Origin of the sequence: Laspinema palackyanum D2c, assembly GCF_025370875.1 — a bacterium.
In the GTDB taxonomy this organism is placed as follows: Bacteria; Cyanobacteriota; Cyanobacteriia; order Cyanobacteriales; family Laspinemataceae; genus Laspinema; species Laspinema palackyanum.
This window is the reverse complement of record NZ_JAMXFD010000001.1, coordinates 562,038-588,242: the sequence shown is the minus strand read 5'-3', so window position 1 is coordinate 588,242 and position 26,205 is coordinate 562,038. Positions and strand designations below refer to the sequence as shown.

The 26,205-nt window shown below is 48.7% G+C and carries 13 protein-coding genes; 4 read left to right on the top strand and 9 right to left on the bottom strand.

Annotated features, from left to right (window positions below; all coding sequences use genetic code 11):
• Positions 1–726 precede the first annotated feature (726 nt).
• The 9 genes from NG795_RS02510 to NG795_RS02470 form a co-directional block, all read right to left on the bottom strand.
• The gene (locus NG795_RS02510; protein ID WP_367287082.1) at positions 727–5,877 is read right to left on the bottom strand and encodes a PAS domain S-box protein; all 5,151 of its coding nucleotides are present in this window, start codon (positions 5,875–5,877) and stop codon (positions 727–729) included.
• 380 nt (positions 5,878–6,257) lie between these two features.
• Positions 6,258–7,721, bottom strand: coding sequence for an eCIS core domain-containing protein (locus NG795_RS02505; RefSeq protein ID WP_367287081.1), 1,464 nt, complete (start codon positions 7,719–7,721; stop codon positions 6,258–6,260).
• 797 nt (positions 7,722–8,518) lie between these two features.
• Complete coding sequence (locus tag NG795_RS02500) at positions 8,519–9,799, bottom strand: energy transducer TonB (protein WP_367287080.1); 1,281 nt, start codon at positions 9,797–9,799, stop codon at positions 8,519–8,521.
• Between the two features lie 145 nt (positions 9,800–9,944).
• The gene (locus NG795_RS02495) at positions 9,945–10,346 is read right to left on the bottom strand and encodes a type II toxin-antitoxin system VapC family toxin (protein ID WP_367287079.1); all 402 of its coding nucleotides are present in this window, start codon (positions 10,344–10,346) and stop codon (positions 9,945–9,947) included.
• 4 nt (positions 10,347–10,350) lie between these two features.
• Entirely contained in the window at positions 10,351–10,620 is a 270-nt protein-coding gene (locus NG795_RS02490; protein ID WP_367287078.1) for a hypothetical protein, read from the bottom strand.
• A 215-nt stretch (positions 10,621–10,835) separates the two neighbouring features.
• Complete coding sequence (locus NG795_RS02485; protein WP_367287077.1) at positions 10,836–11,858, bottom strand: formylglycine-generating enzyme family protein; 1,023 nt, start codon at positions 11,856–11,858, stop codon at positions 10,836–10,838.
• Positions 11,858–12,007 carry a hypothetical protein gene (locus NG795_RS02480; RefSeq protein WP_367287076.1) on the bottom strand — a complete coding sequence of 50 codons (150 nt, stop codon included), beginning with the start codon at positions 12,005–12,007 and terminating at the stop codon, positions 11,858–11,860. Before NG795_RS02480 ends, NG795_RS02485 begins: the two co-directional genes overlap by 1 nt.
• 51 nt (positions 12,008–12,058) lie before the next feature.
• Positions 12,059–12,655: a Uma2 family endonuclease gene (locus tag NG795_RS02475; RefSeq protein ID WP_367287075.1), complete on the bottom strand. Its 597-nt coding sequence runs from the start codon at positions 12,653–12,655 to the stop codon at positions 12,059–12,061.
• A 104-nt stretch (positions 12,656–12,759) separates the two neighbouring features.
• Positions 12,760–14,970, bottom strand: a complete 2,211-nt coding sequence (locus tag NG795_RS02470) for a phosphoketolase family protein (RefSeq protein WP_367287074.1) — start codon at positions 14,968–14,970, stop codon at positions 12,760–12,762.
• A gap of 467 nt (positions 14,971–15,437) precedes the next feature.
• On the opposite strand from NG795_RS02470, the gene NG795_RS02465 reads away from it, so the two are divergent.
• The 4 genes from NG795_RS02465 to NG795_RS02450 all read left to right on the top strand — a co-directional run bounded on the left by NG795_RS02465 (position 15,438) and on the right by NG795_RS02450 (position 26,188).
• Positions 15,438–19,241, top strand: coding sequence for a DVUA0089 family protein (locus tag NG795_RS02465; RefSeq protein ID WP_367287073.1), 3,804 nt, complete (start codon positions 15,438–15,440; stop codon positions 19,239–19,241).
• 2 nt (positions 19,242–19,243) lie between these two features.
• Entirely contained in the window at positions 19,244–21,838 is a 2,595-nt protein-coding gene (locus NG795_RS02460) for a CHAT domain-containing protein (protein WP_367287072.1), read from the top strand.
• Between the two features lie 85 nt (positions 21,839–21,923).
• Complete coding sequence (locus NG795_RS02455) at positions 21,924–22,769, top strand: DUF928 domain-containing protein (protein ID WP_367287071.1); 846 nt, start codon at positions 21,924–21,926, stop codon at positions 22,767–22,769.
• Positions 22,770–22,861: 92 nt separating this feature from the next.
• Entirely contained in the window at positions 22,862–26,188 is a 3,327-nt protein-coding gene (locus NG795_RS02450; protein WP_367287070.1) for a CHASE2 domain-containing protein, read from the top strand.
• Positions 26,189–26,205: the final 17 nt, after the last annotated feature.

The following is a 26,205-nucleotide window of genomic DNA, read 5'->3' as shown; positions in this document are numbered from 1 at the left end:
ATCAAAAAATCCCGGCTCAATTTTCCTTTTGCTTTAATAATAGCAGATTCGGGGGCTGGAAAAATCAATCAAGCTTTTTATCCCTGACTCTTCCATCCTTGTCTTTGAATCTCCGATGCGCTACTCAAAGTCTCTACGACTCCAGTTCAGTGACGGGAGGACAAACTGGGGTTCTTCACAACATTCTGCTAATCTGCAACAAATTAGGGCCAGAGGGGTTCTTGTCCTATGGATCTAATACTGTACTCCTACCCTATATTTTAGGCTAGAGGGGATATTGGGTGGATTGTCCGATTCCAGATGCCTTCGATTCACCCCACCAAGTTCCGATGCTCCCCGTCGCCAATGGGATGGAATGATTACACCTAGTCTGGGTTGGAGGTTGAGGGAGGCGATCGCCCCTGGTTTCCCGATTCAGCAACCGTGGCGCGCTCTTAGGACCCGTGGATTGTTTTCCCGGCATTGCCAGCCCTAATTGGATTTTACCGCTTTTCTCGCAAAAAGTCCACCCATAAAGCCCTTAATATCCCGTTTCATTTTTTTAGATTAAATAGAGTGATTTTCTGAAGTAATTTTCCACCTCATTTGGGCCTAAAAAACTGGATGTAACCGATATTGTTGCGGCTAAAAAAAGGAAATTATAATATTTTAACTACTGAATTAAAAAAATGTTTGATAACTAAAATCAACCCTTTATTTAGCTTAAATAGTAGTTGAATAAAACCGTTATCTGTGACTTGAACTTGAAATAAGCGCCAGTAACTTTTCAAATTGATACTGATTTGCTAAAGATTGGAGAGCATCGGCTAAAGCGGGTTCTTGTAAACCCACTTGTTGGATCGCCTCGGCAATCCGTTCTAAATCCCCTTGGACTAAACCATCCCATAAACTGTCGAGGTATTCCCGAGGAATATTCGTGAGGTCCGATGCTTTCAGTGCGATGGGTTCCTCTTGGGGAAGCGCAGACCCTGGGATTCTATGAGGGTCAATTAAAGATAGCCCTAAATGAGTGGCGATCGCTTCAAAAATATCCACTTCTCGAAAGGGTTTGCGAATCAACCCATCACAACCTGCCGCGAAAATTTCTGATTTATCAAAATGCCAAGCACTCGCAGTAATGGCGACAATCGCCGGAACCGGAATTTCAGGATGATTCCGACAATAGGCTTTAATCCGACGGGTCGCTTCATACCCATCTATTTTAGGCATTCGCATATCCATCCAAATTAAATGGGGTAAAAACTGCTGCCACATTTCCAGGACTTCTTCCCCGTTAAACGCTTGTCTTAATTCAAACCCAAAAGGTCGGAGAATTTCCATCAACAGTTGGCTGTTATAATCGTGATCATCAACCACAATCATTCGGTAGCCCGGTTGTTGCGGAGGGATAGATCGCTCCAGGGGAGAGGGATTAATTCGGAGAATGTCACCCCCGATTACGACCCGGACCGGAATCTCAAATTTAAAGGTAGTAATTGGCCCAACGGAGGAGTTGGCCTCTCTAATCATTTCACAAGATTGCTCCCCTTCCGTATAGGATTTGCCACCGCTTTGGACGGAGATATTCCCCCCCATTAATCGGATAAACTGAGCGCTAATATTTAACCCCAGACCTGTTCCTTCTTGACAATACATCCCCGCTTCGGTTTGAGCAAAGGGTTTGAAAAGATGTTTAAAGTACCTGGGGTCTATGCCGATTCCTGTATCGGAAACTTCAAAGCAAATTTTCGATGGAGCCTGACCGGGAACCGAACCGTTTTCCGACTCTTTACCCACTCGGCTGATGCGTAAAGACACCTGACCCTCAGCGGTAAATTTAATCGCATTTCCCAGCAAATTAATCAAAATTTGCCGTAATTTAACCTCATCAGTTCTAATGTAATTGGGGACGTTGACCTCGGAATTCATCGTCAGTGCTACCCCCTTTTCTTTCGCCTTCAAAGAAAACATATTCTGCACATCGATTAACAACCTGTACAGGTCAAAATCATTTTCACTCAGGGTCATCGTCCCCGCCTCAATTTTGGAGAGGTCCAGTACCCGTTCAATCAAATCGAGGAGATGTTCCCCACTTTTGCGAACGATATTGAGATGCTCTTGCTGTTCTCGGGTGAGATTGGCGGCAGCACTGATCAGTTGGGAAAACCCTAAAATAGCTGTGAGGGGAGTTCTTAATTCATGACTCATATTGGCCAGGAAGGCACTTTTAGCGCGGTTGGCTGCTTCGGCGGCATCTTTGGCCCGTTCGAGTTCCGTTTCCGCCAGTTTACGGGGGGTAATATCCTCAACAGAACCGAGGATGTGAGTGGGGACTCCCTGGGGATCTCGGGAAAAGACAACTTCTCGGGCATTCAACCAACGCCAATCCCCTTTTTTGTGCCGAAATCGGTATTCTGTAGACAGGACGTCACTATCCTGAAGCGAGAGAAAACGAGCAGTTCCCTGGGAGAACAGATCTTGATCCTCAGGATGACAGCGTTCGAGAGACCACTCCGGGTTGGTATCCCCCAGTTCAGCGGGACAGTACCCTAAAATCCCGAGGGATTGCTGATTGAGATAAACGCTGGTGTTGGTAGAAAGGTCGCGCAAATATAAAATATGGGGAATGGCATCGGCGACTTTTTGGAGAAAATGCTGACTGGTGCTTAACGCCTCTTCGATTTGTTTGCGATCGCTGATATCCCGTCCCACCGCTTGGTATTCCAAAATCCGCCCGGATTCATCAAAGATGCCGCGAGTCACCCACTGAGTCCAGCGCCGTTCTCCCCGGGCGATCGCCCGATTTTCAAAGGTCACCACGGGATTTTGCGGCGAAATTTCATCCAGACATCGGGCGACAGATTCCCGGTCCTCTGCCACGATCGCCGGTTCATAGTGATGGGCGATCGCCTCATCTCGGGTCACCCCAAAAAATCGGCAAAACGCTTCATTCACAAAGGTAACCATGCCATCGGGCAAAAATCGCACAATCAGCTCAGTTTGGTCCTCTAAAATAGCCCGATAGCGGGCCTCACTTTCGCGCAGGACTTTTTGCACCTCGAAGCGATCGGTAATGTCAGAAAACGAGGTTACCACCGCCCTTGGCCGGTCGTCCCCCCGGTGAAATAACGGTTGGGAGTTGATAGAAATCCAGGTTAAACTGCCATCGGGTTTATGCACCCCCATGATCACATTCGCACAAAGTTTCCCGGTTGCTAGGGTCACCATTGCTGGATGTTCAGGTCCAGGAAACGGAGACCCATCTTCGCGAATTGCCCGCCAGCCGGGGTCTAGGGAAGTTTTTCCCGTCATTTGTTCCTGAGATAACCCCAGAATCCGTTCGGCACTGGCATTGCAAGTGCGAATTTCTCCGCTGGCTTCCTGTAAGACAACCCCTTCCGCCATCGCTGCAATGACTGAACGATACCGTTCTTCGCTTTCATGTAAAGCCGCTTCTGCACGCTTGCCTTCCGTGACATCTCGGACGATACAAACCACCTCATCTACCGCACTTTTGACAATGCGCGCTTCGTAGCTATGTACCCCATCCTCTTGTTCCAGTTCATGTTCGTAAATTTGCAAGGTTCCAGTTTGCACCGCCCGTTGGAACCGCTCAAATAAATCGGTTTTGATGGATTCAGGCATGGGAAACTCGCGCAAATTTCTGCCAATTAGCTCTTTGGGGAGGAGATTAAAAATCGGTTCTTGAGACTGCACATCCAGATAAGTGCCATCAATCCGTTGCCGGAACATTATATCGGGAATCGCATTTAAAAGGGCCTGAATCCGTTCTTCGCTTAAACGCAGCGCTTGTTCAGTTTGTTTGAGTTCTGTAATATCCGTGGAAATTCCACAAATAGCATAGATGCTCCCATCGGGATTTTTGAGGGGAACTTTGAGGGTTAAATAGTGGTGCAATTGATTGGTATGGGAAACAAATCCTATATCAAAAGATTGAATAATTGACCCCGTTTGAATCACTTCTCGGTCTTTTTCTTGCATAAACTGTGCCATTTTTGGGGAGAAAAACTTAAAATCATCAAAGCCGATCACTTCGTCTTTGACTCCCCCTAGCCATTCGACCCCGACGCGATTCATATAAATATATTGACTGTTTAAATTTTTGATATAAATGCAGGCTCCAACGTTTTCCAGAATGGCAGATAAAGTCTGTTCGCTTTTGCGGAGGGAGGCTTCAACCTCCTGGCGATCGCGAATTTCTTGCTCTAAGCGGTGATTGATTTGGGCGAGTTCAGCGGTGCGATCGCGCACTTGCATCTCCAAGGTCCGATTATAATCCGCCAGCAGTTGTTCCGTTTGTTTCCGTTCCGTAATATCCCGAGTGACTGTAGTAATCATCCAGCAGTTTTCCGCTTCATCCCATCGGGAAATTAGGGTTTGTAATAACCACCGCCACTCGCCGTTTTTATGCTGAAACCGATATTCGACTTCGATCGCATTTTCCACCAAGACCCGTTTAAAATTAACCCTGACGGCATCTACATCCTCCCTCGGCACCCGCGATAGCCAGAGGTCCGGTTCTGCTAACAGTTCTGATGCCGTGAATCCCACCAAGGCAGCAGCCCCCGGGGAGATATACTCATACTCCCAGGTGCGATCGCCATACAATCGGACACTGGAAATCATCACCGAGGCGTTCTCTAACAAGGCTTGGAGTCGTTCCTCTGACGTTTGCAACGCGGCTTGGGCTTGTTTACGTTCGGTGATATCCGTAATCGTGCCGACATACCCCACGGGCTTTCCTTCTCCATCCTTTTCCACCCCCGCTTGTCCAACGACCCAAACGACGATGCCATCGGGTCGCAGAAAGCGGTACTCACAATTAAACGGAACCCCCTGCTGGACAAAATTCAACCAAGCCACCATCACGCGATCGCGGTCCTGGGGGTGTAACCGGCTCATCCACCCCGGTCCCATTGACTCGGCTTCCGATAAGCCAATCATTTCAAAACTGCGCTCATTCCCATAGAGGCAATTGCCGTGGAGATCCGTGCGAAAAATCCCCACAGGTGAAGCTTGCGCCAGTGCCGCATAACGCTGTTTACTTTCCCGCAGGGCTTTCTCAGCCTGTTTGCGTTCGGTAATATCTAAGGCAATTCCAGTCACCCACCCGGCATCAGTTCCCGCCTCGGGTTGCACAGTGAAACTTTGGGAAATCCAACGCCAACTGCCATTTTTATGCTGAAATTGGTACTCCAAGGTCAGTTTATCGGAACCCTTGAGTTGTTCTAAGGCGGGTTGGATGACGGCTGCTCTCTCTTTGGGGTGAATGTGCGACCACCATAAACCGGGCTGGGTTAATAACTCAGTCGCTGTATAGCCAAAAATTGCCTCGGCACTGGGAGAACAGTATTGATACTCCCAAGAATGATTCCTGGAAGTTTGAGCACCATAAATAAAAATCTCCGAATTTTCCAGAACCGTTGTCGATAATTTATGTAAAGTGGCTTGACTCCTTGGCGGAGGACTTGCTTCCGCAACGGGGTCAGCAGCCTGTTTTCCAGGGGTGAAGCGATCGCCAATCTCAGCAACCGTCATCAGCGCCCCTGTAATTGTGCCACTCTGATCCCAAACCGGCACCGATCGCAGTTCTAGGGCGATGTTCTCACCCTGGTGATTCCGGTGGAGGGTCTCAATGGTCAGGGGTTCTCCTAAAAGCGATCGCCGCCAAAGGTGAGGACCTCCCCAGGAAGGCATCCTCGGTCCGGGGTTCTCCTCCCCAGACCAAATTTCTGCCCCCAGCAACTGTTGGAAAGAATGATTCGTATAAGCGAGGTTGCCCTCGGGGTTAATCAGGGCCACCCCCACGGGAAGGGCTGCCAGAAGTTGATGCGATCGCCCTTCATTGCCGTCGAGAGCTTCGTGATGGTGTTTCATTGCCGAATAGGGTCGAATGAGTAAGCCAGTCTCTTACTTCAATTTTGGCATTGTCTACGCCAGACTGGGTAGCAACTTTTCCAATTTCCTCAACCGCACCTATTAGATTGCCGTTCGCGCATTTTTTTTAGGGGTTCGGAGAATTCCCCAACACTATATATAGCGCTGGGGCTTGAACGTTGAGAACAAACCCCTAACTCCGGCCTAAAATACATAAAAACTAACTTTTGTCAAGAGCCACTCAGGAAGTCTGTAACCCTCGTTCACTTGTAGGCCATCTCAAAAACTCAATTAAAAATGAGCGAACCGTAAGTTGTTGGGTTGCGTGGTCTTAGATCAAGATGAAAGAGTGGGCGATCGCACTGTTGGAGAATTTTAATTCAACGTCTCTGTAGCCTATAGAGCTGAAAACTGTATCTATTACCTTGACGACTAACAGAACGACCACGTGTTGTTGTTGTTGTGCCTCCTACGGTTCCAGTCATGGCGACGCCATTAGGACCTCTTCCGATTTGGGCTTGACCTGTTATGGCATCACTTTGGCTTTCTTGGGTTGTGGTTGTACCAACATCACCCTGAATGACAAAACGGAAATTAAGTTCTCGATATTCATTCTCAATAACTGTTTCCCCTGAAGTAGATGTATCACCTCCTGATTGAATAGTGGCTATTCGCGTAACACTCTCTCCATTCCTGAAATCAATCCGAATTTGAACTTGAAAGCGAGCGGGTAGAGCACGTTCTGTGAATCTGATTACTCCTCCTGATGTTAAGGGGAGCCAACGCTCTTCCGGGAAATTTTCCTCTTGAATGCGTAAGGCTTCATCAGGGGTAATGCTACTACCAAGGATTTGATTAATAGGAGGACTTTCATCTAGTACAATAGAACCTCTATCTCTATCCCATTGGCTAGATAGACCATCTTCTTGAACACCATCCTCATTTAAAATCCCAACCCTTATGCTGGCTACTTCTGAAGGAGTAATAGCTCGCACTCCTCCCCCTGTTTCATCTTGCAACCGAATAACTATATCTGTAGCAGGTCTAGCCTGAATTTGGATCTCTTCTCCTAGGATGATTCTAGACGGTCTAGGCTGTTCAGTACGCAAGCGATCTCTTCTAGCGCGACTACCCCCTGAAACTGTTTGTCTGCGGATCTGGCCTGTTTGCTGGACCACATGAGTCAACTCATGGGCCATCAATTCTTGCCCTGCTCTACTATCTGGATTATATTCGCCTTGCCTAAAGAAAATATCTTGCCCGGTGGTAAAGGCTCTAGCTTGAATGGAGCGATTTAACTGGTCCGATTGCGCGTTGCTATGAATTCTAACCTGACTAAAATCTGAGCCAAATGCTTGCTCCATCGGCTCTCTAATGCTCGGTCTGATTGGATGTCCACTGCTGCGGGCGGCTCGAATGGAGGCTTCTAAATCAGGGGTTGCTGTTACAGATTGACCCTGACCTGTCGGCTTTCTCATCACTGCACTGCGTGGCCCAATTTGTCGCTGAATGGACTCATTGGCTTGAGGCTGAGGAGTGCGAAAAGCTGGACTATGAATTTTTGTGACAACTTGATGAGCCACCTGGTCAGCTTCTTTTTCATAGTGGTCGTTCGCTGCGCCAATTGTTAGCTTAGGTTGCAGGACGGGTGCTTCAGAGGTCGGTGGATAGATAGAAATTTGTCCTAGACGGTTGCTATTTGACAGTGAACGCTGAATGTCCTGTTGTGGCGCATCTTGAGCAACACCTGGGGACTTTCGTTCGCTGAAAGGACGAGGAGCCTGAAATGTTCCCGAGGCTGGAGAGGTTTTAACTGAAGATTTGGGGAGCTTTTTGTGAGCCATAATTTCACCTTTTCTAATAACTTAGAGTTTTAACTTGGCTTTAGCAAAAAGACTCATTTTTGATAATTATTCAGGTATCATTAAGTATTTTTGCTGTTCCTTTGTCTGAAAATTAGGGTGATGCTATATCCAATCTTGGACGTTATCAATAAATCGGGGTTACAAAAATTTGCATCCCACTCTATTGATAATTTTTTGATTTGTATCGACATCTATCTTAAGGAGTATTTTTTAGGAGAGTGTAAATTTGAGGATTGGTAGGTATATGTTTTTGTAAATTAAGCCAGTCGCCGTTTGACCAAACCCCAATGATGCCGGAAAATTTGGTTCAAGTTCATCTGAGGAGCCGCAAGTTCCTCCCAACTCCCAACGCACATTCCGCATTTTAAGGGGTAGCTTATCATCGTAAATTCTGCCCTCAACCAAGCAGGCAATTTTTTGGAGTTCCCTTATGGGTTTGAAGCATTCCAAAACACTATATATAGAGTTTTGGCTTTGATGTTGAGAACAAACCCGTAACGGAAGCCGGGAAAGCATATCCAGGGGTTTTTGTCAAGAGCCACCGAGGAAGTCTGTAACCCTCATTCACTCGGAGGCCCTGTCAAAAACTCAATTAAAAATGAGCGAACCGTAAGGATTAGCGATCGCATCCCGGCGATCGCTTATCGTTTCCCCGCCACCCAAATACAGCCCATAATGAACAGGGTAAAGCCCAGATAACCCCAAACCGTCACCCACTCCTGCCAATTTCCACTCTCCATCATTTCTGTTCCTCTATTTTCAGCAACATAACAGCTTTAAAGTGCAAACAGGACTGGAATCACCAGCCCCTGTTGACCCCCTTCTGAAGGGTCGAATATCCAGGTTTTAACTTGCTCTTTAGCCGCATTATCGAGGATCGGATAAGGACTGGGTTGCTGAATGTCTACTGAAATCACCGTCCCATCCGGGGCGATATCGGCGATCAGAATTACCGTTCCTTCCCAGGCATTATCGAAGGCAATTTGGGGATAGGGGGGCGGATCGCAACGACGACAGGCACTGTCTTCCGGTCCCGACTCATTTCCCAAACTTCTAGTCTCGCCTAGGGTGGAATCCGCCTCACCCCCTGGGACTTGACCCTCATTTTCCTCGGGAGTCCCCCCAGTCTCGTTCCAGGGTTCTGACAGGCGATCGAGATTCGACTCAAAGGGGTCCTCGGATTCCCCCGTGACAATCACCCCTGGATTGAACGGCGAGTCATATCTAACCGGGGAGGGCCCTCCCCACGTTTCCTGAACAATCTTGACGTCGGGGACCTGCGGCAGTCGTTCTGGAGTAACGGATTCCGTCACCATCGAACCCTGTGAGATGTCCTGAGAATTAGTAATTCTGGAATTATGCCCGGGGTCCAAAGGGGAAGAATTCGTAAAGGGAGACATCTCCTGGGGCGGCATGGGGGCCGGGTCTTCAATAGGTTCCGGGGGCCTCTGTCTGGATAACGGTTCTGCCTCCAAATCCGAGCTCGGCGTGGCGATCGCTTCGGGTACTTCGGCGACTGCGGTTTCCTGCGCTGCATCCAGGGGTTCAGCTTCCGATATCAGTTCCGGAGTGGGTTCTGGGGTGGGAGATTCTATTACCTCGGGTTCCGGCATCAGTTCCGGAGTAGGTTCTGGGGTAGGAGATTCTATTGCCTCGGGTTCTAGGGTAGCAGAGGCGATCGCCTCGGGTTCCGGCATCAGTTCCGGAGTGGGTTCTGGGGTGGGAGATTCTATTGCCTCCGATTCCGGCATCATTTCGGGGGTGGGTTCCGGGGTAGCAGATTCTATTGCCTCCGATTCCGGCATCGGTTGTGGAGTGGCAGATGGTACCGCCTCCGGTTCCGGTATCGAGTCTTCCGCTGTTGGTGTAGACTCTTCCAAGACAATAAATTCGATCGGTTCCTCAGTTCCCTCCGATTTTAAATTAATCAAAGGCATCACAAATGCCAGGGCCGCCAGATGCACCACCGCTGACCCGATCAGACTAAATTTAATAAATCGGGCAATCTGCTTCTCTTGTTGTTCTCGCCCTTTTGCAGAAACTGTTGAAACCGTCATTCCTGATAGATCTCCTCAGAACAAATGTAAGGATAGCAGAGGTTAGATAACACCTAAATCTGCCCTACAGACAAAATCGGTATCTCTCACCCATCGCCCATGCCAAGGTTTTCGCAAGTCAAACTGCTCACAATTAATTGCGTAATCAAGGATTAAAACCAGCTTGCTCAAAATGTTTGTCGTAACCGAGGGCTTCTGTAATTGCATATTCTTCCATAATCTTAAAAGAAACGCAATCCGTCAGACTCCATTCTTTGTCTGGTCTTTGCTTGTACAACAATAATCCTTCTTTAAACTGCTGGCTACTTTGCTGAATCACTGTTACATTCGGATGGTTATAGAGACTTTCAATTAACGCGATCGCCACCTCGCGAAAAAATTTACCCCGTTTAGAAAAATCATTCAACACCTCAGCCAAGACCATTTCACTGGTAAAAATATAGAGCAACCCCATTGTTTGGGACAAATCTCGGGCTTTTTGATGCAAGTCATCTCTGGGATTGAGTAAAGCCACCCAATAACCTGTATCTGCAAAAACTCGTCTCATTCCCCTAACCTTGATATGAATCAAAGTTTTTCGACAAATCACTCGGTACTTTTTCCCATTCAGAATCCGGGATTTTAGCCCCTATTTCTACGGCAATTTCCCAAATCGGCTTCGCCCTCTCATCATATTCGATGTTTTCTTGATGATAGCTTTCCTCCTCATTTTCAGCAGTCCCCCGCACTTGCTCAAAAATTTTATCAAGCAACCATAACTTATCCTCTAATGACAAGTTGTGAATAGACTGTTCAAGTTCTAATAATTGATGAGAAACCATAGTTTATCCTCCCGACTTTATCTTACAGCCTTTACCTAAAACAATGGAGTTCCTATGCTGGAGGGGGTCCGGGTTGAAAATTCCCCTAGAAACCGCGTTTCTTGTATCTCTCCCTGCTCCCTCTAGCCTCTCCCAGAAACCCTGTTTCTTAACCCGCAAAGAAATCAAAAAGAGGGTAAAGGGGAAAAAAGAGCAGAGTGCTAAAGGGTAAAGAGCTATAAGAGTCCTGCGCCCACAAGACAGACCCGAAACCCCAGGATGTTGTCGAAGACGTCGCACTGGCCGTGGTAGCGGGAGGCAGAACGGCAGTGAATCGGGAAGTCGGCCCAAGAACCGCCCCGCAGCACATAGATTTTATCGCTTTCTTCTAACAAAACTTTCAAATTTGCCGAAGGCTTTTGATAACGATTCTCATTCTTTTTTGTGGTCTCATCCCATACGCTACCATCCCTAGGCGCACCCTGATAATTCTCATGAAAGGGGTCCAAACACCACTCCCAAACATTGCCATGACAATCATACAACCCAAAGCCATTGGGGTGAAAGCTGGCCACTGGTGTCGTTTCTTCTCGATATTGCCCCGTAGCTTCCTCAGCAACGGTGTAATTGCTATTCCACTCATAATTTGCCAGTTCTGTGGTAATTGCTTCCCCAAAGGCAAAGGGAGTCGTTGTTCCAGCACGACAAGCATATTCCCATTCTGCTTCGCTGGGGAGGCGATATTCTTTGCCCGTCAGCTTGCTCAGTCGGGCGCACCACTCCACTGCATCAGACCAAGATACCATTTCAACGGGACGATTCCCCCCTTTCCAGTCGGATGGGTCCGGGTCCAGATCCCAGACAATTTTCCCCACTTGCGTCACCACAGTGCGCCATTGGTCTTGGGTGACGGGGGTTTTGCCGATGAAAAAGGACGAAACCTGCACAGAATGCTGAGGAATTTCCCAGCTAAACCAATCCTTATTATACTTTTTACCTAACTGCTCAATTTCCGCCTCTTCTGCCCCCATCAAAAATGTTCCCCCGGGCACTTGTACCATGTCCATCCGCACCCCCTGACCCAAGTCTTGGGGATAAAATCGCGCCTGACCCGGTATTTTCTCAATAATTTTTCCCTGCCGGTTGACCCGCACAGTCTCAAACGTGAAGGACGGTAAACCCCCGCCACTGTCGGGCAAAAGGGGCAGTCCTGCCGCCACGGTTTGGGGACGATCGCCCGGTTCCACTGCCTCGGTCATTACCTCACCTCATCTTTGAGGGTTTTGAACCCCAACTGTTGACTCTGACGGTCTTTCACCAAGTAGGTGATGCCCAAACCGCCGACTTCGATCGGCTTTTCGATGATGTAGCGATCGCCAAATATTTTCGTACCCGGTTGCCAAACCATAGAACACACCGAAAGACTACCCCCAGTTTACCAGAATCACCGGCTTAATCATTATTGTCGGTGAATCCCTTGCAGAAATTCGTTTCTAGCCTGAAGACGGGAAGGCATTTGCACACAACGGACTAGCAATTCAATATCCAAATCAGGAAACAATTCGCTGGTAGAAATTTGCTCATAGTCTTCCCCGCGAAAGTGGTAAAGAGTAAGCTGGTTATTTTCCCAGAACCAGACTTCTGTAATTTCAAATCGCTTGTATTTTTCTAGTTTTTTGGGATTGCCGCTGGTGATGACAACTTCAATGGCTAAATCGGGATGAGGTTTGCGATCGCCAATATAATAGGATTCATCCGGCTCAAAAGACACCCCCTTAGTTTCAGACTCCCGCGTTGCATTTCCCACCGGGATATATTCAATCCCCATTTCGCAACAATAAAGCTCTAGTAAAAAACCGATAATAGTTTTGATAGTCTCATGTTGCTCCCCCGTTGTCATCAGTTCCACACGCCCATCTAAATAAGAAATTCGCACCCCCGCAACCTGATCCATCAAGGCTTGAATTGCCTTGAATTTTTGCCAACTCTGGTATCCCGGAAGAATTAACCGCTGTTCCGGCAAGGGGATAATTTTTTCTGCGAGTTGTGTTGTCATCGCCGTTACCTCTGGTTTCAGTCTATTTTATCCATTGCTTCTCGGCATTGGCAATGAACAGCTAAAAATAACCCCCAGCCCGAAGGCTGAGGGTCGAATCACTTTTAACCCACCAACTCAGTCCCGCGCTTGGCTAACGCCTCCGGAGTCAACCCATTAAACTCCATGATTTGCGTCGCACTTGCTGTTGTCTCTCCCCGTTTCCAGGCAAAGACATCCCGCTTGGCGGTACTGCGTAACATAATCGGTTCTAGCATTCCCGAAGCACCCCCAGTTACCCCGATCAAGGCATCGCCGCCAAAGAACTTCTCGAACCCAGCATCATCCAAGAATCCGCCATCAGCTTGGGAACAGGTATCCCAAGCGACATCATGGGGACGATACAACCGGCGCGGACTCACAACGGATACAATCTTTGACCCAATCCCTTGGGCTTTTAATTGCTCTGCGGCGTCATACACGGGAATCAAGGTCATATCCCCAATCACCGCAAACACAACAGTTTTATCTCCGGGAATCTCTTGGAGGACAACTGCCCCATCTTGTAACGCTTGTTGAGTCTGTTCAAAGGTGGTGCGAATCGGTAACGGGGTTTTACTCGCCGTAATCACAATCCCTTTATTTTGGGTACTTAGCGCCCAATCATAACAGACTTGGATGCTGTTGGAATCCGGGGGGAACAAGGGGAAAACGTTGCCGTTTCGCATCATGGCGGCAAAGTAGTTTTCGATTTCCGGACGTTGGTGAGTCCAGCCGTTGCGTCCTTGTTCTAACGCCCCTGCGGTATATAATGTGACCGTGCTGGGGGTGGGACGGCGTAATTCCGCCATTGCTTGGGTGACAGTTTGCCAGACGGGGACACCATTGATGGCAAAGGATTCATAGGAACACCAGAGGGTCCGCGCCCCAAATAAGGCTAAAGCTGCCGCTAATCCGGCGCAGGCATCTTCGCTTAAGGGTTCATAAACTTGGCCCTTGGGTCCTTGGAAATAGGCGTCGTCTGCTGTGGGGTGAATAATTTTGAGGGCAACGTTGATGTTGTTGATGCCGGAAGCGGCGTTTCCATCAGCGTTGGTGATCACAAATTTGGGGTCTTTTTTGCCGACATAGGCGACAAGTTCTCCCATTGCGGTGGTGGCGATTTGGTTCTCACCCGTCGCATATTCCTGGAGGGGGAGTTTGCCTAACTCCGGCAAGGCTAACTCAAACTCAGTTTTGACAATACTGGCGGCAGGTCCCCCAGCAGCCCGTTCAAAGTTGGTCCGGACCAGTTGCCACGCTTCGGGACTCAGGGCGCGGTTTTGAAGGGCGCTGATGATTTCTGCGTTATCCAGGGTGTGATGTCCATAGAGGTTATGGGATTTCGCCCCCAGGGCATGGACTCCAGCCCCTTTGAGTTGTTTGATGATTAAAACGGTGAGTTTGCCTCCCAGGGCGGATTTAGCGGCTTTGTCCGTGGCTTCGATGACCGCTTGGGCAAATTCTAGCCGTTTCTCGAAGGAAAAGGCTGTGCTATCGACATATTCTCCGGGTTGGTTGGCGTCGTCATAGTCTTTGGCGTTGACGAGGATGATTTCCTGGAAGCCGTTGCCTTCCCAGTATTCAATCATCTCTTGGTTGGGTTTGGTGGACACCATGCTGTGATGTTCCTGGGAATAGCCGTTCCACACCAAGATGGGGAGGAAGTTGGTCACTTCGGGATAGGCGGTGTGGAAATGCGCCATGCTACTCATGACGTAGGGTTCGCCGATGCCGCCATCGCCGATGGTGACGGGGAAGAGGATATCGGGATGGAGGAGTGCCCCTGCCATTGCGAAATGCTGCCCTTGTCCCAGGGGTCCAGCGGGGTTGAGGAGTCCGGGAATTTGTCCGGAGAGGTGTCCGAGGAGTCCTTTGTGCTCTCGGAAGCGATCGCGCATTTGTTGGACGGTATGAATGCCCATTTGCTCTAAGGAGCGATCGAGGAACATATTACTGTAGAAGCCCGGGGCATGGTGTCCGACTTCGGTGATAATGTTTTTATGACCGAGCATCACTAGGGCGGCGATTCCCTCGGCAACGCTGGCAAATCCGCCCGGGTGTCCGGAGGCTTTAGAGGCGGTGACTTGGAGGATCAGGTAGCGCAGGGCGTCGGCAGCCAGGAGGGTCTGGTAGGCAGCGGAGTGGTCCGGGGGTGAGGCGATCGCAGTTTTCCCCGTGGCGATCGCCGGTTCTTTGCCATAACGGTCGAAATCCGGCCATTGTTCGCCAAAATATTGAATACCCTCACAAAATGCAGGGGTCTTTGCCGGTGCCGATGGAGTTTTTGTCGTCATGTTTATTTTTTAACCTCTATGAATCTGTAATCCTTGCATTTGTAAATTATTTCACAAATTTACCCCCTGGGTTACGGGTTTCGCAACATTTTTGTTGTTCAAGTCCATCAGTTCTACTTGGGGTGGCTATAAACTGAGGAGATCGGCACCCAGGGTACCATAGAATGCCCTAGATGGTCCGAGGTGGTCAGTCTGTTCGACGTGAGACAGGGAATGAATTCTGGGAACCACTCCAAAGGAGTCAAAATCGCCTAAGATCCAATCACCCTGAAAACTTTTGAGCGAGTTTGCTCGTAAGCGATTTCGGGCGCTGTTGCTGTATAATCATTGAGGAGGGGGAAAGGTTGAAGGTCGTTGAGTTCGGCAGAGGGTCTCACCTCAACCTTTTTTATCGCCATAACCGTCTAAAAATCTCTGAGAATAGGGTTTGAAATTCCAGCTAACCGATAATAGTGTCTATCAAAACAATGTTAAAAGCAAAACGAGCAGGAGGAATCCTAAAACCTCGGGGGCACAGGACCGGGGTCACCGCCCTATTTTTGGCCCTGTCTGGAGGGGGAATGGTCCATCCAGTGCAGGGGCAAATTGTCCCCGATCGCACCTTACCCAATCCCTCCCAAATCATCAATCAAGGAACAGGTTTTACGATTGAAGGGGGAACCCAAGCCGGGGGGAATCTGTTTCATAGTTTTACGGAATTTTCGGTTCCCACGGGTAGTGAAGCCTATTTTAATAATGCTCCGGATATTATCAATATTATTAGTCGAATTACGGGCAGTAATCTTTCCAAAATTGATGGGTTAATTCGGGCTAATGGCAACAGCAATCTATTTTTAATCAATCCGAATGGAATTGTTTTGGGTCCCCATGCCACCTTGGATATTGGCGGTTCATTTGTGCTGTCTACAGCGGAGGCGATCCAGTTTAGCGATCGCTATCTCTTTAGTGCTACAAATCCCACCGAATCCCCCCTCCTCACCGTGGCAGTTCCCATCGGTTTACAATATGGTCCAACCGTCGGAAATATCACCCTAGAAGGGTCCCGCTTAGAAGTGGCACAAAATCAAAATTTAGCCATTCTTGGCGGGAATGTTGTCATGAATGGGGGACAGCTACTTGCCCCGTTCGGTAACATTACCTTAGCGGGAATTACTGCCGGAGAAATTGCCCTAGAAAATACCATTCCTGAGTTTTCTAAAACGATCAGTGGGGCTGATGTTACCCTCACCAATGGGGCAATAGTGAATGTCACCGGCAGCAATGGCAGTATTCAAGTCCAGGGGAATCATCTCACCCTAAGCGGGGGTTCTCAGTTGCTCTCTGGAATGCCTCTGAATGGGGGTGAAATCGGTTCTCGGGCTGGGGATATTCGCGTCCATGCCTGGGGGGATATCCGCCTGAGTGACCGCAGTTTTATTAGTAATTTAGTCCAATCTGGAGCATTAGGAACTGGGGGAAATATTCAGGTAACCGCTAATTCAGTGAGTTTGACTTCGGGGGGGAGAATTACCACGGAGACAGCAGGAATTGGAAGCGCTGGACAGATTCAGATTAATACGCCTATTTTAGAGATTTCTGGGTTTAGTCCCGATGGGTTATTTAGTGGAATTCTCTCTCAATCCCAAGGAGTGGATAGTGGAGGGAGTGGACAGATTAGGATTAATGGTGCGAATAATCCGGTAGGGGATGTTCGGTTGAGCGATCGCGGATTTATTGCTACCGTTACGGAGAGTGATCAGCCAGGTGGGAATATTGAAATCAATGTGAATACCTTATCCTTAAAAAGTGGGGGACAAATCATTACCATTGCCACCCATACCGGAAATGGCGGAAACCTCACGGTTACCGCAACGGAAAGCGTAACCCTGGATGGAAATAGTCGGCGATTTTTGGAGTCACCCTTTGACGAAAAAGCGGGAACAGTTTTTAATCTGGATAACTTAGAATTCCCCAAAAATTTTAATCCAGAAATCGAGGCATCAGGACCGGAAGGGATTCCTTCTGTTACCGTGGAACGGACTTCTGAACAAATTATCAGCGGAAATACCCGCTTAGGTCCAGCAACGGAAAATTTTGACTATTTTTCATTTACTATGGCTGCAACCGGAAGGGGGATTTTTGATATAGATGGGGGAGATGGATATCAGGATATTCCGGGTAGTTTAGATACAGAAATGGTCCTATTTGACCGCACGACTGGGGCAATTATTGCCCTGAATGATGACTCTAGTATTAATGATGGGGCGATCGGGAGTACAGTGGAGCAAGATTCGTATCTGTCCCTTGATAGTTTATCTCCCGGAACTTATGTAATAGGGATTGGGGAATTTGATACGATTCCCCATCCCGTTGAACTGCTGGAAGGGGATAAAATTGATATTGGAGATACCTATCGGTTGCACATTTCATTGGAATATCCCGGAATGAGTAGGGGGTGGCCGCAAGAACCCGTTGCTTTGGGTAATTTTAATCCCAATTATGGCGGCAGTAGTGGGATTGTTTCCCTAACTAGGACGGGGGGAAACAGTGGCGATATCCAAATTAATACGGGGAGTTTATGGGGAGGTTCCCCAGGACAAATCTTGTCTACAACCTTCGGAAGCGGACAGTCGGGAGATATTTCTTTAGTCGCTAATTCAGTGGAACTCAATCGGGCAAATGTTGCGAATATCACCCGAGGCAGTGGGAGTGCAGGCAGCATTTTGGCCGTAGCGGAATCCTTTACCTTGAACAATAACGGAATTCTCAATCTCAGTAATTTTGGAGAAGGACATACGGGAGATATTCAAATTGAAGCCGAAAGCGTTAGTTTACTCAATGGGAGCATTATTAATAATAGCACTTATCTGAGTGGCAATGCGGGGCTGGTGACCATTAATGCTCGCGATCGCCTGGTGATTACGGGAAATTTGGACAATATTGAAAGTCGGATTTTAAATTTGGTGGGAGGCCCTTCTTCCGTCGGCAATGCCGCTGGAATTGAGTTGAATACGGGAGAATTGATTCTGGGAGATGGGGGAGGAATTAATTCCACCAGCTATGGAGAAGGCGATGCGGGACCGATTACAATTCAGGCTAGAGAAGGAGTGACTTTAACCCGCTTAGGACCGAATGAACGGGGGTCATTTATCTGGAGTCGCATCCGAGGGACTGGGCGAGGAAATGCCGGAAATATTACCTTGATCACTCCCCGAATTTTCATGGATGAGAGGGCGGCTATTTCCAGCTTTACCCAAGGCATTGGCAATGCCGGAAGTGTGAATATTCAGGCAGGAGAAATTGTGGTATCTGATGGATCAATTGATAGTAGTGTGGAATCCACGGCAGTCGGTGACGGAGGAGAGGTAAATATTAATGCCCGAGTCTTGTCATTAATCAACCGTTCTCAAATTAGTGCGAAAACTGAGGGAGAGGGAGATGGGGGACAAGTTAGGATTCGAGTTCAGGATAGGATTAGCTTAGATAATAGTACGATTACCACCAGTAGCGCCACCGAGGGGACTGGGGGAAATGTGCAACTTCAAGCGGGGAGTTTACTGTTAGAGAATCGGTCATTTATTACCGGACAAACCACCTCCTCTCAAGGGGGAAATTTACAATTAGAATTAACCCGTGGCCTCCTGATGCGTCGAGGCAGTCAAATAACCGCCACAGCGGGAACCGATGGGGCCGGTGGCGATGGGGGAAATATTCAGATTTCTGCCCCGGTTATTCTCGCATTTCCCCGGGAAAATAGTGATATTACCGCCAATGCCTTTGAAGGGGATGGCGGCAATATTCAACTCACCGCTGAAGGGATTCTCGGATTAGAATTTAGAACAGAATCCACATCGGGAAGTGATATCACGGCGAGTTCTCAACTGGGTGTTTCCGGCAATGTCACTCTCTCCACCCCCGAAGTCACTCCGGGGACTGGATTGGTGGACTTGCCGCAGCAGCTTTCAGACATCAATAACCAAGTCACGGTGGGTTGTGTAGCAGCCCAGGGCAATTCGTTTACCATTGTTGGACGGGGGGGATTACCGGAAGACCCCAAGGAGACAATCCGGGGTCAAACCGTCTGGGAGGATTTGCGCCAATTTCCAGAAAATCTCACAACCCAGACTGAAACTGTAACCCAGGGGCGATCGCAACCCTTGATAGAGGCCACCGGCTGGACCCTGAATCCGGATGGAAACATCGCCTTAATTACGACCGTCCCCGCCACCCTGGGCGATCGCCTCCCGGACTGTCCTTCCTCACCCACCGAACCCATAAAGCAGGCACAATAGTCATGCTCAAACCCATCACCACCTATCTAAAGTACCGTAAAATCCGACAATTCCTCCTCCTCCCACTCCTCACCCTCCTCACCATCCTCATCATCCTCACCACCCTCCACCCCCATCCCGCCACCCCCCATCCCCCAAGGACAAATGCCCAAGGACCAATGACCAAGGACCAAACCCCCGACCCCACCGAATTAGTCGAACGGGGCACAAACCACTATCAGCAGGGACAATTCATAGAAGCAACTAAGCTATGGGAAGAGGCAGCCGCCATTTATACCGATCGCCTCGCCCCGTTAAACCAAGCCCAAACTCTCACTTATTTGGCCTTAGCCTATCATAAGTTGGGCCGCCGCCCCCAAGCCGTCACCGCCATCGCCGAGAGTTTGGAACTCTTGCAACAGGTTAATCCCCTGCCCTCCAGAGGCTTGGCAATTTTTGCCCAAGCCCTGAATACCCGAGGCATTCTCGAACTCGCTGCTGGACAGAATCAAGCGGCATTAGACACCTGGAGAGAAGCCGCAGCGACTTATACTCGCGCTGGAGATGACCTGGGTAAATTAGGGAGTCTGATCAACCAAGCCCAAGCCCTGCAAGCCTTGGGCCAGTATCGCCGCGCCCGCACTTTGTTAGAGGAATGGATTATCGAATTAGATCAAAAACCGGATACCCTGTTAAAAGCTGATGGATTGCGGAGTTTGGGGGTTGCCCTCCAAACCATCGGGGATTTAGAACAATCCCAGGCGGTTTTAGAACAGAGTTGGCGAATCAGCGATCGCCTCCAATCCCCGGGGGATACTAGCGCCACCTTACTCAATATCGGGAACATCGCCCGGTATTTAGACCGCAATGATATCGCCCTTACCTACTATCAACAAGCGGAACAATTAGCCACTGACCCCCTAACGCGATCGCAAGCCCAACTCAACCAGTTTAGCCTATTTATCGCCCTCGGTGACTGGGATGCCGCCCGTAGATTACGCCCCCAACTGCAATCTCACCTGGACAGCCTTCCCCCTAGTCAGGCGGCCCTCTATGCCCGCGTCAATTTTGCCGCCACTTGGAGCAAAATCGGGGAAGATTTGCCTGAAATTGCCCAAGGGTTAGCCGAAGCCATTGCGATCGCCAAGGACCTGCAAGATGGGCGATCGCAAGCCTACGCCCTCACCCAACTCGGCCAGATTTACCGCCAAGCCGAACAGTGGCAAGAGGCCAAAACCCTGACCGAACAAGCCCTCCAAATTGCCCAATCCATCCAAGCCGATGAAATTATCGCCCCTGCCGCTTGGCAACTGGGTCAGATTTTCACCCAGCAGCAGCAACTCCACCCTGCCCTCACGGCGTATAATATTGCCTTTGAAACCTTGAAAACCTTGCGCCGAGACTTAGTAGCCATTTCTCCGGACCTCCAGTTTGATTTCAAAGAAAGTGTAGAACCTGTCTATCGCGAATTGGTGAGTTTACTCCTCCAACCCGATGCCACCCCGGAAGAGATTGAACAGGCTAGACAAGTCATGGAAGCCTTGCAAATCGCTGAATTAGACAACTTTTTCCGAGAGGCTTGTTTAGATATGCAGCCGGTACAATTAGAGGAAATTGATACCCAAGCAGCAGCCATTTATCCCATTGTCTTACCCGATCGCCTGGAAGTGATACTTTCCCTGCCCGGTCAACCCTTGCGCCACTATACCACGCCCCTGAGTGGCAGTCGCATCGAAGCCACCCTCGAAGACCTGCGATCGGCCATGCACCCCGGCTATTCCTCCCCGGAACGCTTGCGCCTCTTTGCCCAAGTCTATGACTGGCTGATTCGACCGGCAGAAGAAGATTTAGCTAGAAGTGAGATTGCCACCCTGGTTTTTATACCTGATGGCGGTTTTGCCTCCATTCCCCTCGCCGCACTGTATGACGGCAACCGCTATTTAATTGAAACCTATAATACCGCCCTCAGTCCCGGGTTCCAACTGTTCCCCCAAGGACTCACCCAGGAAAAACTCACCGCCCTCACCGCCGGATTAACCGAAGGACGACAAGGATTTTCCCCCCTTCCGGGAGTCGCCGAAGAGTTCCAACAAATTACCCAGGAAGTTCCCGGGGATACGTTGCTCGATCGCCAATTTACCCGCGCCCAATTGGAAGCTCAACTCAATCGCAAATCTTACCCCATCATTCACCTCGCCACCCACGGACAATTTAGTTCTAATCCCGAGGAAACTTTTCTGCTGACCTGGGAGGGGCGAATTTTTATTAAAGATTTCGATAAGTTTTTCAATAAGCAACGCCTAGGGATTCTCAAACCCATTGATCTATTAGTAATGAGTGCTTGTCAAACAGCAACTGGAGATAAACGTGCTACACTCGGTTTAGCCGGATTTGCACTCCGTTCCGGAGCCCGCAGCACCCTGGCTAGTCTCTGGTCCGTTCACGACCAATCCACCGCTAATTTAATGAGCGAGTTTTATCGCCAATTAACCCGATCCGAGGCAGGAATGACAAAAGCAGAGGCATTGCGCCGAGCTCAATTGGCCCTATTAAATGACCCCTTGCACAAACATCCCTATTATTGGTCGGCGTTTATTTTAGTCGGCAATTGGTTATGAAACGGGTTTCTACTGTTCTATGTTTTCCCCAAACTGATGAGGTGTCACCATGAACCACAGGCCATCCATTGTTATTCCCAGATTCATGTTTGTAACCCTAGCTGGGGCATTGGCCCTCTCTGCTTTAGCCCAGCCCGTTCAAGCTGAATCGGTCAAAGTTCCTGCCTTGATTAGCCTACAATTTAAGCCCCCCGGCGACCCGGTACCAGCCACCAGTGTGGGGGGAGGCACTCGCGGTAACGTGAGATTTGCCCCTCCTGGGGAATCTGCCCCCTCAACCAGCGTGGGGGGAGGCACTCGCGGTAACGTGAGATTTGCCCCTCCTGGGGAATCTGCCCCCTCAACCAGTATCGGTGGCGGTAGCCGAGGGGATGAAGGGACTCTCACTCAGGAGGGTCAGGGGCTAGAAGCGATCGCCCTCTTACCCGCCAGCCAACATGGACGCACCATGTCCCCTCGTCCGACTTTCTTTGTGTATGTGCCACCCACTGCAACGGAAAAAGTCTTTTTCAGCATCCAAGATAAAGAGGGCAATCATCACTACCAAACCACCTTGGAGATCAACGGGGGTGGCTCAATTGTCAGTGTCACCCTGCCGGAAACTGCACCGGAACTGGAAATGGACACTGACTATCTTTGGTTCTTCGTCCCCTTAGATGCCAGTGGCAGGCTGCACCCGGATAGTTACAGCGTCACGGGATGGGTGAAGCGCGTGGAAGCGATCCCCACGGCAGGGGATTTAGAGGCCCTCTCCTTGGCGACTGCTTATGCAGAATCTGGGGTCTGGTACGATACCCTCACAACCTTAGCCGTTGCCCGAGTCAATCAGCCAGATAATCGCACATTAAGCGAGGAGTGGCGCAGTCTCCTCGGACAAGTCGGACTAGAGGCGATCGCCGCGACTCCTCTGATGATCCAATCCTCACCCTAAGTCTCTCTGATTGTGCGAGTAAGACATTGAAGGGCAATTCCAAACGGGTGCATCTATCTCTCTCTTAAAACAGGACAGGGTTCGAGCAAACTATGTGGCAACAGTTACAACAAAGAATCGGCTTGTGGCGTGGCCCAATCCTGATCACTCCAGCAGTCGCTGGGGTGATTATTACCTTCAGTAGCGCTGGTTTTTTACATCTGTTTGAATGGGCCGCCCTAGATACCTGGTTTCGCCTGCGTCCCCCAGAACCTGTAGACTCGCGCATTGTCATCGTTACCATTAATGAACCGGACATCAAATATGTCCAACAATGGCCGATGAGCGATCGCATCATGACCCAATTAATCAAAAATATCAAGGCTCAAAACCCGCGAGTTATTGGACTAGATATTTATCGGGATTTGCCCGTAGAACCGGGTCATGAACCATTAAATGCCCTATTTGAAATCACTCCTAATCTAATTGGGGTAGAAAAAGTTGCCGGAAATCCGATTGCCCCTCCGCCCCGATTAGCGGAACTCGGACAAGTAGCCGCCAACGATATGTTACTCGATCGCGATGGCAAAATCCGCCGGGGTATGGTATTAGTGGGGAAACCCGATGGGACATTACGCGAAGGAATCGCCACCTTTTTAGGCTTAAAATATTTAGAAACAGAAGGGATTCAATTGTCAGTTGCTGATGAAGCCCAATCCATTTATAAACTGGGCCAAGGGACATTTATTCCCCTCACCGGCAACGAGGGAGAATATAGCAAACAAGATGGGGGTGGCTATCAAATATTAGTCAACTATCGCGGGGGACTCGACAGATTTGCTCACATTTCCCTCACCGAGGTTTTACAAAATAGAATTCCCCCGGATTTCTTCCGCGATCGCATTATCTTCATCGGGGCTTCAGCCCCGAGTCTGAATGACTCCTTTCAAACCCCCTATACGAATACCCTGTTTGGCAACCCTGAATTAATGCCCGGAGTGGTCATTCATGCCAACTTAACCAGCCAAATTTTAAGTAGCGCCCTCGACAATCGTCCGATGCTCTATCCCACCCCCAAATCCTTTAAATGGGGGTTAATTTTTCTCAGTTCTGGATATAGTGCTATCCTCGGTTCCCTCTGGCTGAAAACCCGCTGGTGCGGACTGGGAATTCTCCTCGGGACCGTTGTCCTAATTGGTACTTCCTACATCGCGTTTTTGTCCGGTTTATTAATTCCCGTCTTCACCCCCGTCTTAGCCCTCGTCACTGCGGGAGTATTCAGCATCGGTTACACCCTCTGGAGTAACCTGAAATTATCCTATCAGCAATTAGCTGAATATGCGAAGACTTTAGAAGAAAAAAATCAAGAACTTAAACGTCTTGATGGACTAAAAGATGAATTTCTAGCCAATACTTCCCATGAACTGAGAACCCCCCTCAATGGGATTATTGGCATTGCCGATTCCTTAATTGATGGGGTAACGGGACCCTTATCAGACCCGACTATTTTCAACTTAGAAACCATTACCAGCAGCGGTCGCCGGTTATCTCATTTAGTCAATGATATCCTGGATTTTTCTCAACTCAAACATAAAAAGATTGAACTGCAACTCAAACCCTTGGATTTGCGGGCGATCGCCCAAGTCGTTCTCAACCTCAGCAAACCCCTAATTGGGGATAAAGAGTTGCAACTGATTAATGCCATCCCCCCAGACTTTATCGCCGTCAATGCCGATGAAAATCGGGTGCAGCAAATCCTCCATAACCTCATCGGTAATGGCATCAAATTTACCGAATCCGGCTTCGTTGAAGTTTCGGCTAAAATTGTAGAAGACTTCGTAGCCATTACCGTTACCGATACCGGAATTGGTATTCCCCAAGACAAAATCAGTCGCATTTTTGAATCCTTTGAACAAGCGGATGGTTCCACCGCCCGAGAATATGGGGGAACGGGATTGGGATTGGCGATCGCCAAGCAACTCATTGAATTACATCACGGAACCATTGAGGTTGAATCTGAAGTCGGAAAAGGGTCACACTTTACCTTTACCTTACCCCAAACAACCGCCACCGTCGCCCCTACAAAACCCCCCGTAGTTGCTTCGGAAAACATCATCCGTACCCCAGCCCCAGGCAGTGACCAGCCTTATTCAAATCCCCCCGTTCTCGTCACAGAAATTCACATCGCCGAAGGTGCAGAATTTAAAATTTTAATCGTCGATGATGAACCCATCAATCTGCAAGTTCTCGCGAATACCCTCTCTCTGCAAAATTACGCCATTACCCGCGCCGCCAATGGTTTAAAAGCCCTAGAAATTATTGAAAATGGCTTTAAGCCCGACTTAATCCTGCTTGACGTCATGATGCCTCGGATGACCGGATATGAAGTTTGCGAAAAAATTCGTCAACAATTTGCGGCGATCGACCTCCCCATCGTCATGCTTACTGCCAAAAATCAAGTTTCTGACCTGGTAGAAGGGTTTAACGCCGGGGCCAATGATTATCTGATGAAACCTTTTAATAAAAATGAACTACTGACCCGAATTAAAACCCATATTCGCCTTGCTAAAATTAATGCGGCTTATGGCAGATTTGTCCCCCATGACTTTTTAAAATTTTTAGGACAAGAAAGTATTGTTGATGTGAAATTGGGCAACCACATCAAAAAAGAAATGACCATTTTATTTTCCGATATCCGGCAATTTACCAGCCTCTCGGAAACCATGTCTCCGGAAGAAACGTTTGATTTTATTAATAGTTATTTAAGTCGCGTTAGCCCCGTCATTCCCGAACATAATGGATTTATTGACAAATATATTGGGGATGCAATTATGGCCTTATTTCCTGACTCTGCTGATGATGCTGTCTCTGGGGCGATCGCCATGCAGCAGCGAGTCCAACTATTCAACGAACAGCGACAACAACTCGGCAAAGTCCCTATTCAAATCGGCATCGGTTTACATACTGGCAGTTTAATGTTAGGAACCATTGGCGAACAAGACCGGATGGAAAGTACCGTCATTTCTGATGCGGTCAACTTAGCCTCTCGTTTGGAAGGATTAACCAAACTGTATGGTGCAGAAATTTTGATTAGTGAAGATACCCTCAATCAATTGAATAACCGGAATTGTTATCAATATCGATTTTTAGACCGAGTGCAAGTCAAAGGAAAAAAAGCCAGCATCTCAGTCTTTGAAATTTACGATTCTGAATCCCCCGATCGCATCGAGTTTAAAAACAAAACCCTAGCCAATTTTGAAATGGCGATCACCGCTTACAAAGAAGGCAATTTTGAGACATCTCAAAGCCTCTTTCAGCAAATTATCACCCTTAACCCCAGCGATCGGGCGGCGCTTCTATATTTACAGCGTTGTGAGAAATATATTCAACAGGGGGTTCCTCAAGGGTGGGCCGGGATAGAAGCAATGACCGAAAAATAGCAAACCGGGTACTCGTG

Excerpts from the sequence above, each read along its gene's own strand:
- NG795_RS02510 (WP_367287082.1), bottom strand. The coding sequence starts at position 5,877 with ATGAAACACCATCACGAAGCTCTCGACGGCAATGAAGGGCGATCGCAT.
- NG795_RS02505 (WP_367287081.1), bottom strand. The coding sequence starts at position 7,721 with ATGGCTCACAAAAAGCTCCCCAAATCTTCAGTTAAAACCTCTCCAGCC.
- NG795_RS02500 (WP_367287080.1), bottom strand. The coding sequence starts at position 9,799 with ATGACGGTTTCAACAGTTTCTGCAAAAGGGCGAGAACAACAAGAGAAG.
- NG795_RS02495 (WP_367287079.1), bottom strand. The coding sequence starts at position 10,346 with ATGAGACGAGTTTTTGCAGATACAGGTTATTGGGTGGCTTTACTCAAT.
- NG795_RS02490 (WP_367287078.1), bottom strand. The coding sequence starts at position 10,620 with ATGGTTTCTCATCAATTATTAGAACTTGAACAGTCTATTCACAACTTG.
- NG795_RS02485 (WP_367287077.1), bottom strand. The coding sequence starts at position 11,858 with ATGACCGAGGCAGTGGAACCGGGCGATCGTCCCCAAACCGTGGCGGCA.
- NG795_RS02480 (WP_367287076.1), bottom strand. The coding sequence starts at position 12,007 with ATGGTTTGGCAACCGGGTACGAAAATATTTGGCGATCGCTACATCATC.
- NG795_RS02475 (WP_367287075.1), bottom strand. The coding sequence starts at position 12,655 with ATGACAACACAACTCGCAGAAAAAATTATCCCCTTGCCGGAACAGCGG.
- NG795_RS02470 (WP_367287074.1), bottom strand. The coding sequence starts at position 14,970 with ATGACGACAAAAACTCCATCGGCACCGGCAAAGACCCCTGCATTTTGT.
- NG795_RS02465 (WP_367287073.1), top strand. The coding sequence starts at position 15,438 with ATGTTAAAAGCAAAACGAGCAGGAGGAATCCTAAAACCTCGGGGGCAC.
- NG795_RS02460 (WP_367287072.1), top strand. The coding sequence starts at position 19,244 with ATGCTCAAACCCATCACCACCTATCTAAAGTACCGTAAAATCCGACAA.
- NG795_RS02455 (WP_367287071.1), top strand. The coding sequence starts at position 21,924 with ATGTTTGTAACCCTAGCTGGGGCATTGGCCCTCTCTGCTTTAGCCCAG.
- NG795_RS02450 (WP_367287070.1), top strand. The coding sequence starts at position 22,862 with ATGTGGCAACAGTTACAACAAAGAATCGGCTTGTGGCGTGGCCCAATC.